The sequence below is a fragment of the Natronolimnobius sp. AArcel1 genome (assembly GCF_011043775.1).
Lineage (GTDB): Archaea > Halobacteriota > Halobacteria > Halobacteriales > Natrialbaceae > Natronolimnobius.
In genome coordinates this window covers 16617-32566 of record NZ_JAAKXY010000010.1, presented here as the reverse complement: position 1 = coordinate 32566, position 15950 = coordinate 16617, and the positions used below count along the sequence as shown (strand labels likewise).

Genomic DNA, 15950 nt, shown 5'->3' with positions numbered 1-15950 from the left:
TCGTTGCGATGTACTTCGAGTACCTCGCACCCGAATCGGTGCTCATACTCGGGTTCTGGTGCATGGATGTGAACGATATCCCCGATGTCGTACGGTTCGTCGGTGGGGTCGAATTCAGAAGTCAATTTGGCATCCTATTCAAACTCCATTTCTATCACTAACTGTGCTCTGAATCCATTTCGATGTCAAGTCGGGCTGCTAAGTCCTCCTCGTGTTCTATAGCGAAGTCTACGACTGCCTCCATGAAGTCTGCGTGCTTCTCGATCCCTCCTTTGCCGGCCACTTTCGACCGTCCGTCCAACTGCTCGTAAAGCGAGTTCAACTGGTCTGCTTGCTCATCAGGCAGGTACATCGGGACTTGACGGCGGTTCCTGGTTGAGTCTGGACTTGGATCCGGACCCGGTTTCTTACTGGAACCTCCCTCCCTCGAAGAACTCGTATTATCCGAGTTACTTGGATTATTCAGGTTATCCGTATTACTCGTGTTGGCCGTAGGGTCTGGGTCATCTTCACTATCTGGCCGTCGGTCCTCAAATCGCTGCCCGAGTTCGTCCTTGGGATCGCTCATGAGAGGTCCTCCACATGTGCCGCGATTGCATCATACTTGTCGCGGAGTACCTCTGCCTTTTCTGCATCCCACGAATAACCCGCATCATCTGGGTTATACGCAAACACCGACATCCGATATTCGATGGCGTGTTCAACGACAGCCCAATCTGGTATCTCGAAGACGTACTCTTCACCGAACGTGCTGACGAACCAGTCCTGCATTTCGCTGCTCACGCCATCACGACCAACCTCGTTGAGAACAGCTGCGACGGTGGAGATGTTGATGTCGTCGAACTTGTCCTCCAGAGTGTCGATCTCGTCAAAGAGGATTTCAAGCGAATCCTTCGCAATCGTGTTGGCATGACTGGGGAAGACCACGTTCTCCGCGGCGAGTAGTGCTCCGTCGGCGAGTGGTCCGAGGTTTGGTGGGGAATCAATCACGATATAGTCGTAGTCTACTGTGAGCCGATCGAGGGCAAGTTTCAGCGCTTCGACCCCACGGGCTTCTGAGTACAGGTGTTTTTCCAACCGGAAATTCCGCAAATGGGATGGGACGATATCGAACTCGTCACCGGAAATAATCAGTTCGTCAAGGTCATCCAGAGTGAGCTGCCCCATCTCGGACAGGACATCGTAGAGTGCATACTCGCTTTCTCGGTACTGGCTGCGGTGGCCGAGTTTGAGTGTTAGTCCGCCCTGTGGATCAGCATCGACAGCGAGCACATTGTGGCCGCGGTTAGCGAGCGCTCCAGCGAGGTTGATACTGGTTGTCGTCTTTCCGACGCCCCCTTTCTGCATCCCTACATCGATTCTCATCTGTGCTCCACCTTATGTGTATCATGTATAATGCGGGTTTTTCGAGCCATTCGGGTAATACAGGTGTCTCAGGTAATATAAATTTACGTCAGACACCGGGTTCGAGTTGAGCTACGACCGGAAGCGTTCTGGCGGGTAGAAAATGACGTGCACAGTACTACTGAGATTGTACCACGACTTCGGGAGAATAGACACCTCCAGCCCCCACTCCGCGGCGAACTCAAAGAGATCGAACCACAAGTTGTAGGGTGGTTCACGAGCATCAAGCTGCTCGATGTTTCCGGGATAGACGTGCATCGAGTACACAGCTGGTTTACCGTCATCGAGCCAGAGTGTCGCGTGATCACTGGCAGGTGGCTTGTGAGGCGGCCCCTGCGGGTCATCATCGGCTTCTAAAGGTGAGTGGATACACTTGTCCTCGCCTGTGATGAGGCGGCGAATACAGGCCGTCTCAGCTGGCTCGTCGAGATCAAAGGCTTCGAGGAATGCATCCCGCTGGTATTTACCCATAATCGCACCGAGTGCTCGCCAGATGTCGTTCCAGGCTGGGTCATCTGGTTCGTGATCGAGGTAGTCGTGAACGGCCTCGCGTAACTGGCGATACTCTTCCCATGCCGGAACGGGTTCGTTCGGACCTGGCGTCGGCCAGTCCTTGTTTGATTTATTACTGTGGTCTGTCATAGTTGGTCAAGAGTGCTACTCATTCTCTGAACCCGTGAGCAGACTCGGCAAAGCGTCTTCCAGTGCTTTGTGCATCCAGTCGTTTCCACCCCAACTCATTTGCAGATAGTCGCTTTTTGTCGAACTTGACTGATCACCTCTCAGGAAATCTTCGTAATCATCCTTGCCCCCCACCTGGATCAGATCTCCATCAACATTAGACTGGATCATCGTGCTGAACCAGTGTCGACACCAGTGAGGCTTCACTCCAAAGCTACTGTTCGGAGTGTACCAGCCATGATCATCAGACCACTCGTTAACTATCCGTCGAGCAGCTTCAGTCCCCATTCTCTGACCGATTCCTTTTCCACCCCTATTGTTGATCACAAGCAGTGGGTTGGCAGGTGAATTGGACTGAGGCTTCATAGATAGATACCAAGCGAGAACGCTCTTGACTTCGCTATCGATGGGAACCACCCGAGTCGAATTAGGCTTATTTGAGTCGGGTCTGACTTCTCCGTTGACACACTCCCCTTCGTTGATTGAGGAATCAATGTAGATGGTATCAGGCTTGTTCTTGATCTCAGGGCGAGGGTCATCGAGGCGTCCACTGATTGGATGATCGATATGAAGATCCCTTTCGTCCAAATTTGCAAGTTCAGCAATTCGAATTCCTGTTTTCAGAAGTAGAACGATGACTGCTAATGCAAGAGGGGCATCAATGTCTGAAATAGCACTTCTTAGCTTATCGATTCCGACCTCCATCTTGGGTGTTTTTCCAGTGTTCTCGAACGGATCAGTAGCAAGAGCCTCCTGAAATGGATTCCCACTCATCATCCCTTTGTTGTTGAACCATGCAACCATAGCAGACAAATCATTAATATAATTGTTAGCAGTGCTATCTTTCACGTCCAGCCAATCAATGAAATGCAAGACCCGTGATTTTGTGAGATCCTCAAATCCGATTTTTTCTTTAGGCTTTCTAGAGGCATTGACCTCATCTAAGTAGTCTTGGAGGCGATTCCAGGATGTTTTGACGCTATCTTTTGACGCAGGACTGAGCGAGTCACTACGGAGATCAACGTAGTATTCTCGGATGGTTTCGTCTTCTCTCTTCTCTCGTATGTCGTCTGCAAAATCCGCTAGCGTCATCGCCACACCTCCCACCCGTCTCGGTTGATTTTGGGATCTCTCGTTAACTCGTCAGCGAGGTGCTTGTCGATCTTGTCAAGGACTTCTCCGTTTCTAAGACTCAACGCATTTTCTTCGCCTTCCGGAATAATCTCCCGGATTGTGAGTGGCTTATAGTCTCTATCTGAAGAATCGGCTGTTTTTTTCCGTGGATCGGTCTCAGGGAAGGCATGCATTCCGAGGGTAAGGAAATAACGAGCCGCTTCGGACATTGAGCTGAAACCAAGCTCTTCTGCTCTCTCTTTGACTTCTGCCTTGGTAGCAGGATTCGTGTAAAAGTGAAGGGTATCATCAAGCGGTTCTGAGTCTGCATCACTCTGGAGGTTAAACGCGATTATTTTCTCGCTCTCAGTCATACTCGGTATTACTGGCCCCGGTATTATAAAAGTTCGTGATTTACCAACACTTCTATAGAGTTACAATCCATAGCAAATAAAGTTCGAGACAGAGCAACACTTCTGCCGGTATTTTCCTGTCAACAATCAAAAACGCAAGACTGCGGAGGGATGGAGATTCGAGTTCAATAATCATTTCGAGACAAGTGTCTGTCTAATGCAAATACTTCACTCACTGAGGCATACTTAGAGCGCCCCCAGTAATACTAAGTATACTGGATTCATAGGGCCGCGTATGACCGAAGAAGACAGTCGAGTCGGGAAAACAACAACGACTCAACTAGAGTTTGGCCCACCAAAGTATGTGGCCACAATTCCCGAACGCGCTCGACGAATCCTCGGAGCAACGGATGAGGAATTAGAGTACGAAAAGGGCGAAAAAATAGAGAAGGTCGTTGTTACAGCTGAATTGACTGTTGAAGAGGTCTATACAAAGGATCTTGGAGGTGACGAGTAGAGCTGACGCTGAGAACGGTGAAGGACTGGGGTCGCGCCAACGACCCCAAAACCGGACTCGCTGTATGGGTGGCGTGTCCGGCTAGTTCTACACCGTCGAGCGCTTTAGGTATTTCGTCAACCGACGCGACTCGAACGATCTCCAATTCCGTAGGTAATAAGCAGTGAGTACCACAAAATCTGGTACTAACGGTTCTACAAATCTCTCTATAGATCTTAGTCTCCGTAGTAACACTTCTTTGGAGGCAAAGACCCGAGGTTCGAGGCATCGTTTCACAGTTTCCAAACTGTATCTGGTTCTCGTCAATGTGTTAGATGCGGCACTGTTTGATGATTATCAGACGGTTCTGAAGAGATGGAATCCAACAGCGGAAGGTTTTATAAACCGCCCAGACATTCCTCATATCAAAAGTAGGGATAGAGACACACCAGGAGGTAATAGGTGTGGATCGCAAGAAAGTGGGGCTTTAACCTGCCCCAAAGGCTGGCTACCTGTTCTTGCGACCCAGATCTTGATAAATGTTTGCCTCTCGATCAGCGACTGCTCTGAGCAGTATACTGCTGATTTCCAGGCAAACAGAGCCTTCTCAGTGTCGAAATCAACCTCGACAACTGAAATCATGTTAGCACACTACGTCAGCGTTAGCGAGAGGAATAGAGGTGCGTCTGCATGACGTCTGACCACGAATACAGCGTGGCCGGATGTTGTACGTGCCAGCAGTATTGGATCACTCCCACGTACAAGCTTGAGTATCAGACGTCAATCACGTGTCCGCTTTGCGACACCAAGCAACCCGTAAAGAAGGTTAAGAACAAGGGGTCGTGGCAAACCCGAGAAGCAGCCGCAGAGGCACGATCTCGGATTTGTGCGAAAGAAGCTGGTGAAGGTGACGTCTATCAGCAATTCGTTGAAAAAAAGGGCCACGGACAATACTACGAACAACAGCAAGAAATCGACCGTCAAATCGAGCAATTAACTGGAGGGGCAAACGAGGAAGACCTTCGTCCAGACGCTTACGACCGGTTTGAACACTGGGTGAAGGTCCTTGACGAGAAACGTGAGCAGGAACGTGAGGCACTGGAAGAACTTGCCGAACAAACCAGTGACTGGTGGATCGACGCGTTCGCAGACGGTGATAAGCGTACATCAAGAGACTGGGATGTCTGCGAAGAGCAAGTTGATCAGATGCTTGAAGAGTTCGGTGAAGCCCCTGAGAGTGTTGATCCGCCGACTGGCGAACTCGTACTTGATAGTGACTACCCAGTCAATGCGATTGTTGATCTGGACATCGATGAAGAAACCACCGCAACCAAGCTCTGGTCAGAATTACTGAAGCGACCGCGTGTTCAAACTGCGTTCATCGACGGTATCCGTCAGTTTGCCACAGGACTTTCTATGACTGAACTTGGAGAGAAGCTTGAGCAGTATAACGTCGCATACGATCTTCGAGCGGTCATCCAGCGGTATGCGCGTGGACTCGAACACGAGGATGAAAGTGAACTGGACTCCGCCCTTCGAGAGTTATTATTCAGTCAACAAGAGCCAAAGGGATTACTGTATCTAGCTCATCGACTTGGAACTCAGAGGGCGCTGACTGAGCAGTTGCTAGGAACAGCGCGACTTCTTGGCTGGAGTGACAATGAGCAATCGGAAACGCCGACACTTGCGTTTAGATTTAACCGGTCGTTCGAGGAAAAAGATCGGAAACGACGTGAGACCGTCGTGAAGTTAGTTCAAGCAATCTCTCATCACTGCGAGGTCGTCATTGTCAGCAAGCCGATCGACCTTCGATGGTTTCAGAAAGACCACGGTCTGGAGCCAACTGACTTTAGCGAGCGATGGACTGGACGTCGCTGGTCTGGAGAGATTGAGGATGTCGTCAAACGCGCGATGGACGCGTACGATGAGCAACCCACAGCGAAGGCGATCCTCCGAACGCTTCACACAGACGCCGGCGGTGCACTCACGTACGATGAGCTCATTAGCACCATTCCTTCGGTCACAACGAAGGGTGCGATTAGTCAATGGATTACCACTCGGGAGGACTCACTGATTGATCTCTCGATGGTGGACGCGTTCCGAGCGCACGGGAGGCTCCATGTCGAGTTGACCGCTGCCGGTCGAGAGACAATCGAAACTATTGACGCGGAAACCGCACGACAGCAACGACTTGATGACTTCTTTAGCGATGTGTCGGATTCCCCCGACCATGGCCGTGAAAACCCGCCCGCACACGAGGCCCCCCCAGACGGGGACCCTCGTCGAAAGGGCACTGGCTATGCGTCGGTTGGTAGCCTTAGCCGGCGTCGTGCCTTCGGAGCCCTCTCATCGAGCCGGTCAAATGCTTTCTCACTGGCTGACTATCCGGTTGAGAAGGCCGACGACTACCGCTGCCCACAAATCTGGATCGATCCAAGCGGTGATCGCGTAGTCACGTCAGCTGAATACGTGAATCCACTCCAGTATTGGGTGTCCACCGCCCGAGCCTTAACCGACCCACGTATCTTTGAGTGGTTACTCAGCGAGGATCGCTTGGAGTCTTCAGATCACGACTTCTCGAACCTGTTCTATGAACATCGCCAGGTCCTCCGCAGTTCGCGCTGTCTTGGTGAGCTCCCAGACAAGATCAAGACAACGTCGGACTACGCTGATGCGTTGATGGACGCTCGGGATGAACTCACGAAGCTGACGACACGGCTCCACAACGATAACTTCGATGACGAAGCGTCGTTCCGCGGGACGATCGTCTGTAACGCTCTTGGCTTGGTCGGAACGGTTGTCCACATCATGGACCTCGTTGACGTAGACATCGTTCGAGAGGTTCGTCTTCCAACTTTCTCGCAAGATTTCGACTCCGAGCGCTGGGACGCCCTTGTCAAAACGATGGCTGTCGGCTCGGCCATCCAATCGAAGTACGCTCAGTTTTCTGCGTTTCGACAACTGTTCGAGACGCGTCAGGAGAAGTTGGACTGGACGATCTTCGCTGACGTGGACGCTGACGATCCGTTCGGTGAACTAATTGGCTCGTTCGTTCTGGTCGGCGACTTCGCCTATCAGAACGGCGAAAAGTACAGCCAGTTTGTCGAGGATCTCCGCTCGGAGCTTAGGAACCCACGTGATTCGAGAGATGATGCCCCAGAATTCAATGTGAAGATCACACTATGGGCATTCGAATTCGAACGCAAACAGTTTGAGCAAGCCGCGGACCTCATCTTATCAGAGAAGAATCTCTCACCGACCGCCGATCCGGTTTCGTTGCTCTGTCTATTCTCAGAGACACCGTACGACGCTGTTGAAGCGTTAGACGGGTTGAAAACCGAAACGAAACATCCTGGTCGCTCCATTCGAGTTGACGAAATCCGCTTCGCCTTGGCGAAGGAGACGTTCTCAGCTAATCGTATCTGTCCATGGCTGGGAGCTGCTGGCCAGGACTTTGTGAAGGTGCTGCTCGAAGCGACTGAACCATTGTCAGTCACCGAGATTTGTAATCGAGCAGGTCGTGACCGGTCCACGTGGTACGATTACGTGGATGAACTCAAAGCGACTGGCCTTCTCACCGAAGACGACGGTGGTTGGCGACTGGCTATAATATTCCGGGATGACGAGCATCACACCAGCGGCGATGTTGTTCCGTGGTACATCGGAGATGATGATTCTGTTCTTTTACAGGATGTCCTCTGGGAGGCGGCTGAGATCCTTGTCGACACCGAACGCATTGTCGATCCCGATGATCCCGTTTTTGGGGTGTTCTTCGACGCCCCCATCAACATCGACCGATTGAGACGATCGTGGTCGTGGGGGGCATCTTGGATCGATCCGATCAGGGCGGCGACCGGCGCTCCGAAGCGACGACCACACATCATGACGTTCGGACCTACACTTGAACAGGTATCGATACAACAACTCACCGAAACACGAACCGCTGCACCGTCGTGAACTGACCGGACCAAATGCCACAAAATCCGCAAATCAAGGAAGGATCGAAGAACAGACAGAGTAAGACTGATATCCTGTTATGAAACCTCCACAACCTGCATCAGAGTCGTATTCGAAAGGCGACGAAGTAACCGTATATTTGGGAGAAGATGACGCCGATGTTCCATACTACGGCGTAGAGTGTACCATTACTGACAGACTGGCGGATGATCTGAACACTGAGACCGGCCGTGACTTTGACCAGTACCTCTATCGCGTAAAAAGACAGTCAACGGGCAAAGTCATCCCCGTGGATTTCCGCCACCGTGACCTTGTCCATGACAGCATCCGAAGAATAATCGGATGACTCCGTGGTGATAAGTTTTCCATACCTTCATAAGAGTAAGGCGGATTTCAAGTAGTATGACTCTCCAGCAGATTACCGCGGACGATATCGCGGGCTGGGACTCTCTACAGGATATTGCTAACTCCTTCGAGAAACGCGGGCTGAAACCCCGCCCGAATCTCGGAGAGGATAATGAACTTGTTCTTCAGCTCGGTGACGACGAATTCGTCGTGATCGTCAATGCTGGGCCGGGAGAATCAGCCACTGACTTCAAGCCAGATAACCGCTCCCGGCATACCAATCTGGTCGCCACGAACGATTTCGATGAGTTCACCTTCCTGACGCGGATGCGTAGCTGGGAAGGACAGCAGCACGGCCGCATCAAGCACCAGAAAATCTCGTTCAGCAAAGACCAGTTCACGCGCGACAGCGGGGAGAAGAATACTGTTCTGAAGAAACTCAACTCGATTGAGTATGGTTCCTCTGCGGCGATTTATGACACGCTGTACGACACACAACAGGTGGTCAAAGAGTTCTATGAAGAGTTCGAAGAACTCCGAACCAATCTCGTTCAGGAGGTCTCCGGTATTCCGGATGACCGTGGTGACGCAAAGCAACGGTATGTGCAGGTCATCCTTGATCGGATGATCTTCCTGTACTTCATCCAGGAAAAGCGACTGCTTGACCGGAATCCGAACTACCTGCATGAACAGCCCAGCGACGTCGTGGATGATGATGAAGATTGGTACGAGAACTTTTATCGGCCACTGTTCTTCGACTACCTCGCAGAGGACAAGCAGAACCCGGAATTCGGCAGTCTTCCGTACCTGAATGGTGGGCTGTTCGCCAAGAACCCTGTCGAAGAAGACTTCCCGAACGCAAAGTTGGGTGAATCCGCCGAAGAAACGAACGAGCTCTTCGATGACCTTCTGGACTTCCTGTCGGGGTGGAACTGGAACGTGGACGAGCGTCTGGACATCGTTGACCCGAAGAACCTCTCACCCGCGATTCTCGGCCACATCTTCGAGCAGACCGTCAACCAGAAAGAGATGGGCGCGTACTATACGCCCGAAGAGATCACCGGGTTCATGTCCCGCCGGACGGTCCACCCGTACCTGCTTGACCAACTCAACGAGGCTGTCGATGCTGAATACGACGAAATTGACGACGTATTCGGGTTCCCTGGTGTAGAAGCCAGCAGTGGTGAAAAAGTAGTCGCGGATGGCGGAGCGATGACCCAGCAGGTCCCTACAGAGAACGTAGAGACGGGCCACGTTGAAACCCTGTATCACAACATCCTGAAGGAAGCACATATTCTTGATCCGGCAGTGGGGAGTGGTGCGTTCCTTCTCGCTGCTCAGGACGTGCTGTTGGACATTTACATCCAGTGCATTGAATACTTCCAGCAACTCGAACAGGTAGGCAAGGGTTGGGAGTTAGAATCCCGAACCCGCGATGAGTTAGAAGAAATCAACAAAGGACAGGGTGGTGCATCGCTTTACGCGAAACGCACGGTCATCCTGAATAATCTCTACGGTGTTGACATCGATGAAGGCGCAGTTGAAATCTGTAAACTTCGTCTTTGGCTGTCGATGGTCGCTGACATAGAAGACGAACCGAACGAGGTGGAACCACTCCCCAACATCGACTTCAATATTCGACACGGTAATTCACTAATCGGGTTCACAAAGGTTGACGAGGTAGCGACGGAGAAAGGCGACGCTTCTCTCTCAAATTATGGGGAAGGTGCCGGAACAGGTATTAAGGAACTATATGAAGATGTTATCGAGGTCATCGAGCGTCATCAGACTGCAACAAGTTCGAAAGTCGCTACGAACGCAAGACGGTTAGCTGAATCCAGAATTGAAACACATAGTGAGAGACTAGATCAAAAGGTCCTAGAACAATTCCATGATGCCGGTGTTGAGGATGTTGATGGAGAGACTTTAGAACAGTACTATCCGTTCCATTGGGTTTTGGAGTTTGCTCCTGTTTACCGTGACGGCGGATTCGATGTTGTAATTGGAAATCCACCTTGGGAGGTCTTGAGCCCGAACAGACACGACTTCTTTTCTCAGTATGACGAGACCTTCCGGCAGTATAATGCCAATCAGAAGGATGCTGTCGAAGAGAATCTGCTAGAGGATCCCGAGATTGCCAATAAATGGAACAAACACAAAGAGACAATGGAGAGGCGTGCAGACTATTTCAACAAGTCACAACAGTATACGCTACAATCTCCAAAGGTAGCAGGTAGAACCGTTGCAAGCGAGAATGACCTGTCTGCCCTATTTCTTGAGCGGGCATTTGAGTTAGCGTCAACGGACAGCCATGTGAGCCTTATTCTCCCAGGTTTCGTTTTTAATGGAGCCATTGCGAAAGATCTGCGCAACTGGATGCTTGAGAACACGTCGCTGGGAACAATCGTCGGATTCGAAAACAAGGGAATATTTGACAATATCGATGACCGATATCGGTTTGGCGTCCTCACATTCAAAAACAGTGGAAGTACTGACTACGTGCGCGGTTTGTTCGGCCAAAATCATTTGGACATTCTAAAGACGATTGACTCGGACGCAGTTGAAATACCTAAACGTGTTTTAGCGAATTATTCTCCTGAAGCTGGAATCTTCCCAGGCGTAACATCCCAACGAGAAGCCGACGTTTTGTACAAGATCCTATCTCACCCTCCAATTGGAAATGAAGATGGGCACGACTGGTGGGCTGATTTGATGACGAAGGAACTTCACGAACCGACTGATCGAGGGCGGTTCGTCGAATCACCTGATGAAGGAGATTACCCGGTGCTTGAGGGTGAGAACATCTATCAGTTTAGCCACACCCCCCGTTTCATCGATGACTTAGCCTCCCCACGTTACTGGAGCAAAGATACAGACAATCCTGAAGAAAGCGCTCGCGCTCGTGTGCGACAAAAAGCATTCAATAAAGGATACCTCAAGAAGGCTCTTTACGAATCATTCGGGGGTGGAACCACCAGCAAGTCTCAAGTCCAGTTCGTTGATGAACTACTCGAAGAAAATCGGGGCGAGGGGCTTTCTGAGTCAGATGTACTTCCGGATTATACAGAATACCGGATTGGGTACCGAAAAATCTCTAATTCGACCAACGAACGAACAATGGTCGCATCGGTGATTCCCAAGGGAGCAGTGTGCATTGAGTCAGTACAACTCTTCAGATCGTACGAACTCAACCCAAAAGAAGAGCACTTAGAACAAGGGAATCTACATAACGCGTATGAGCGGATTTTCACCGACCGTGAATTGTTCTGCGCGGTGGGATTGATCAACAGCATCCCATTCGACTTCTTGATGCGAACGAAGATTGAGACCAATATGGTGAAATACAAGGTTGAAGAAACTCAGGTACCCCGGCTTGCAGAAGGTGATGACTGGTTCCACCTCATCTCTGACAGAGCCGCACAGTTGAATTGCTACGGGGAGGACTTTGCTGAAATGCGTGACCGATTGGGCGATATCGATCCTGCCACTTCTCCTGATGAACGTAGAAGGACACAGGCTGAACTTGATGCAGCTGCATTCCACGCGTACGATCTCGAACGGGAAGAGGCAAAATTCGTTTTAGAGGACTTTCACCGAACACAGAATCCCCGGGTTATGACAGAAGCATACTTCAACCTCGTACTTGAGAAGTACGACGAGTTTGAGGAAACCGGACCCAAGCCGTAATCTTGGGTGATTGGTCAAGACCGATCTTACGTGCCTATCACGCCCCAACACATCAGCTGGGCCCGAACCTCACTTTCTCCCACGAGCTTCGCTTGATATTCGGTGGATTCTTCGACATTCTCTTCCAAGAACCTCTCAAGCTCTTCTAAGAATTTGACAGGGGGCCATTCCGGGAACGAGTCATACTGTTCATTATGTCGGAATGTATCTCGAAGGATACGATCCTCATCCGTGCCGGCTAACTTCACGTCTTGGAGACGTTCCCGGAGATCAACAGCCCAGTCGCCAAGAGTATCGTAGTCATCGACTGAGACGGGCACCTCACCGTGGTTTGGCTGGAGGTAGTGGGAAATAAAATCCAGAATTGTCTCTTGTTCCTTCGAGAACGATTCGCCCTGCTTGAACGCACCTTCCACCTGACCTTCCCGAATCGCCTCCAATCGGTCATCAAGGACGTCTGCTACTGATTCACGGTTTGCCAACACGCTTTCAGCGTTCTCCGTGATTGGCTCACCACTCACTGACGGATTGATCTTGAGCGTTCCAACCGGACGCTCTTTGACATCGTCCGTGAACGGTTTGTAGTAGAACGCCCGACGGACACGTCCAAGTGGTGATTCGTGGCCGGCATCATCAAACCAGAGGTGGGCTAAGGCGAATACACCGGGTCGGGGCCCGGCATCGTGATCGGTGACGTTCGTATACAAGAACTCACGTTCTTCCGGTACTTCATCAAAGTAATCCGCTGCGTATTCGAAGTCATCTTCCGTGAGTCCGAAGTCCTCATTCAGTTCCTTCTTCAATAGGAAGCGTTCGTACGCCGCGTGCTCGTTACTCCCTGCGTTCCGCAGGAGCGGGTTCTTGCTCGTGTCATCGAGCTCGTTTACGTCATCGATCTCGCGCGACTTCTGTAACGAGTTTTCAATCTCGTCCACCTGTAACTCGCCAATCGTCTTCTCCGTCTCCACACCAGTTTTCTCTAGAAGTCGGTCCTCGTTCGGGTCGAGGATGTTGTTTTCCTTTCCGACGATGAGTGCGATGTCGTTGATCTTCGCCTGTAGCCGTTTCAGGAGCTTAATCGCTGCTTCGATGTCACCGTCTGGGTAGAAGTTGTGGACGTACTTTTTTTCCGTACTCCCGATCCGGTCGATACGACCCACTCGCTGAACGATACGCATAGGATTCCACGGTAAATCAAATGACACCTGGACTGAGACGTCCTGAAGGTTGACCCCTTCCGACAGGGTGTCGGTTGCTATGACGTACTGTAGCTCTGATTCACCGGATTCAGCCAGTGTTTGCTGGTACCCCGAGGCTTCCGGTGCAAACCGCTGAATAACGTCTTGCTTGTTGTCGTCACCGCCTTTGACAACAGCACTATTTACCTCTGTAAGGGGCGAATCAGGATCCTTGAGAAGCGTTCGATAAACGTAGTCTGCCGTGGCACGGTACTGGGTGAAGGCGAGGACCTTCTCGTCATCATATCCGTTGAGGACGTCTGCAAGCCGCTCAACCTTCGGGTCACGGAACTCTCGTAACGAGAACACCGCCTCGTAGAACTCTCGTGTCTCCTCATCAACGTCACCCAGGTCACTTCGCGGGTAAAGAATCGGGTTCAACTCCTCTTCTGGAACGTCCGGAAGGACACCGGCATTATGATCGTGAAGCCACTGCCGTGTTGAAACGGCCTGGTCACTCACATCGCCGGAGTCCTGGGCGATATCACCGATGAACTGTGACAGGAAGTACGCCAGCAGCGTCAGGTCCTCCCGGATGTACGTTTTCACCTCTCCAATTGTCGCATCCACCAATTCGTCCGTACTGTCACTCTCTGTGTCTTCGTCGGCACGGACCGCGGTCGTATCGAACCCGAACTCTTCCAGCGTCTGTTCGAGGTCTTCAGCAGCGTCATCCCCCTCCACGAAGTCATCGAGCGTTTCGGATTCTTCGTCGTCCTGTGCCGCTCGCAGCATGTCGATTTGCTCGTCTTCTGGGAGCCCATCGAGAAGGCCGAGGAGTTGCCGTTCACTCCGGTGTAGTGTCTCGATGGACTGCACGAATGCGTACGTCGATGACTCCAGCCGCTTGAGCAAGTTCAGCTTATACAGCGCCTTTAGCGTCCCACCAGCTTTCGGGTTCTTCACCGTGATGTGCGGAAGGTGGAGCGCGTCCATCACGTCCGGAAGCATCCCGTATACTGGTTGGTATGCCGCCGGGAGCGAGTACTGCTCCTTGCTGAGGGTTGGCGGCTTGAAACTCATCTCGAAGTCCTCTTCATCCTGAATTTGGTCTTTCACGTGCTTCCGCGTCCGGAGTACCATTACCTCATTCAGGATCTTCGAGATTTCTTCCGAATGTCGCTGGAGCTGTTCGGTAATCTTTCGCTGCTCCTCTTCGGTGGCTTCCTCCTTCCCGGCAGCGATCTGCTTCCGCGTCTCTGAAAGCTCGATATATTCCTCGAAGGCGTCGAAGTCCAGTGATGCCTTGTTCCGCAGTTCTTCTGGACTGGTGAATAGGCTGATGAGGTTCTCTAGGTCGGTTGCTGAGTTGTTGATCGGCGTCGCCGTCAGCATTATCATTGTTTTCCCACGGAGCTGACGCAAGTTTGCGTGCCGGCGAGTTCCTTTGTAGTCGTCTTCGTCGTCTGGGTTCGGTCGCCATTTCCCGTGATTCCGGAAGCGATGCGCTTCGTCAATCAAAACGACGTTGAACGCGTCTTTGAGGCCCTGAACCTCATCGTACGTGAGATTCTGGAACTTGCTGATACTCATCACGTCCAGGTGTTTACCATCGATTTCGAGCCCGAAGTACGGGTTTCCGTCTTCGTCTGTGTCGTCTTCGAGGAGGTCTGCCCACTGTTCGGTGAGGTTCGCAGGCACGATCAGGAGACAACGATCTCCGCGTTGGCGGTAGTCATGCAGGAGTTCACCGCCGATGAATGATTTCCCGAGACCGACTGAGTCGGAGATGATGCAGCCGTTGAACCGGGAGAGTTTCTCCTTCGCGCTTTCGTATCCGAGTGTCTGGAAGTAGTATAGTGGGCTGTCGCGGATGTTGACGTTTCCGCTTAGCTCGTCGTACGCAAGGAGTTTGTACAGCTCGAACGGCTCAATGTATGTCCCTAAGTTATCAGGCGTGTCTTCGTCCTCTGTTTCGTCTTCTTGTTGTTCCTGCCAATCTTGGTACTTCCCGCTGTTCTCGATGATTCGGATGATCTCCTCGCTGAAGTCCTCAGCATTCGCCCACTGGTTATCGTACCAGTCTTCGAATGCCTCTGCTTCAGGCCGGTCTTGGCTTGTGAGATTCAGTTCGATGTTGTTCCGATGGCCACTCGCGGTGAAGTTTGAGGACCCGACAATAGTCGCACACGGACGCGTATCCGTATCGTTGTCAGTCTCCCAGTCGTCATCGTCTTGCGGGGCTCTGAACGAGGCTCCTTTGGCGTGGAAGTAGCCGTTTTTTGGGTTTCGCACACGGATGCTAACCTTGTCTTCGGCTATGAAGTCTCGCAGCCGATCTAACCGGTCTAGTTGCGCGTTGTTAAGGTCCTCAATACTCTCTTCGACCTCGTCTCTGAGTTCGTCGCGTAGGCTTTGGCCCTCACCGATTTCATCTGCTGTGCTGCGGTTTGTTTGCCGTCCCATTAGGATGCGGATCGGGGCGTGACCGAGTTCGCCTGGATCAGCAAGTTGTTCGAGATCTTCGCGGTACAGGTCGAACCCAGACAGGTAGAAGTAGCCGGTTGCGATGCGCGCTTCTTCGATCTCCGGGATGATTTTCTTGTAGACGTCTTCGACCGTCCGGTTAGCGTTATCGACAAGCGGAGGGAGAGAAAGCATCTTGTTACCGAATGTACCCAATACGCTAACTTAGTGTTTAGTTATACATTGCTGTCCAGCCCTGTATTCTCCTCT

General features: G+C 51.5%; 9 protein-coding genes and 1 pseudogene. 4 read left to right on the top strand and 6 right to left on the bottom strand.

What is annotated here, in order from left to right; genetic code table 11:
- Window positions 1-157: 157 nt before the first annotated feature.
- From G6M89_RS21765 to G6M89_RS21745, 5 genes are all read right to left on the bottom strand, one after another.
- Window positions 158-568, bottom strand: a complete 411-nt coding sequence (locus G6M89_RS21765) for a hypothetical protein (RefSeq protein ID WP_165163997.1) — start codon at window positions 566-568, stop codon at window positions 158-160.
- Window positions 565-1365 carry a ParA family protein gene (locus tag G6M89_RS21760; protein ID WP_165163996.1) on the bottom strand — a complete coding sequence of 267 codons (801 nt, stop codon included), beginning with the start codon at window positions 1363-1365 and terminating at the stop codon, window positions 565-567. Before G6M89_RS21760 ends, G6M89_RS21765 begins: the two co-directional genes overlap by 4 nt.
- A 111-nt stretch (window positions 1366-1476) precedes the next feature.
- Window positions 1477-2046 carry a hypothetical protein gene (locus G6M89_RS21755; protein WP_165163995.1) on the bottom strand — a complete coding sequence of 190 codons (570 nt, stop codon included), beginning with the start codon at window positions 2044-2046 and terminating at the stop codon, window positions 1477-1479.
- Window positions 2047-2061: 15 nt separating this feature from the next.
- Complete coding sequence (locus G6M89_RS21750; RefSeq protein WP_165163994.1) at window positions 2062-3177, bottom strand: site-specific integrase; 1116 nt, start codon at window positions 3175-3177, stop codon at window positions 2062-2064.
- On the bottom strand, window positions 3174-3572 hold the full coding sequence (locus G6M89_RS21745; RefSeq protein ID WP_165163993.1) for a hypothetical protein: 399 nt from the start codon (window positions 3570-3572) through the stop codon (window positions 3174-3176). Before G6M89_RS21745 ends, G6M89_RS21750 begins: the two co-directional genes overlap by 4 nt.
- A gap of 274 nt (window positions 3573-3846) precedes the next feature.
- Here G6M89_RS21745 and G6M89_RS21740 point away from each other — a divergent pair, with 274 nt between their 5' ends.
- From G6M89_RS21740 to G6M89_RS21730, 4 genes and pseudogenes are all read left to right on the top strand, one after another.
- Window positions 3847-4068, top strand: coding sequence for a hypothetical protein (locus G6M89_RS21740; RefSeq protein WP_165163992.1), 222 nt, complete (start codon window positions 3847-3849; stop codon window positions 4066-4068).
- Window positions 4069-4737: 669 nt separating this feature from the next.
- Window positions 4738-4926, top strand: a pseudogene (locus tag G6M89_RS22930) (DUF5817 domain-containing protein); the annotation flags it as partial.
- A 177-nt stretch (window positions 4927-5103) separates the two neighbouring features.
- Window positions 5104-8004, top strand: a complete 2901-nt coding sequence (locus tag G6M89_RS21735) for a hypothetical protein (protein ID WP_165163991.1) — start codon at window positions 5104-5106, stop codon at window positions 8002-8004.
- A 402-nt stretch (window positions 8005-8406) separates the two neighbouring features.
- Entirely contained in the window at window positions 8407-12036 is a 3630-nt protein-coding gene (locus G6M89_RS21730; RefSeq protein WP_165163990.1) for an Eco57I restriction-modification methylase domain-containing protein, read from the top strand.
- Between the two features lie 26 nt (window positions 12037-12062).
- Here G6M89_RS21730 and G6M89_RS21725 read toward each other — a convergent pair whose 3' ends face one another.
- Window positions 12063-15875 carry a helicase-related protein gene (locus tag G6M89_RS21725; protein WP_165163989.1) on the bottom strand — a complete coding sequence of 1271 codons (3813 nt, stop codon included), beginning with the start codon at window positions 15873-15875 and terminating at the stop codon, window positions 12063-12065.
- Window positions 15876-15950: the final 75 nt, after the last annotated feature.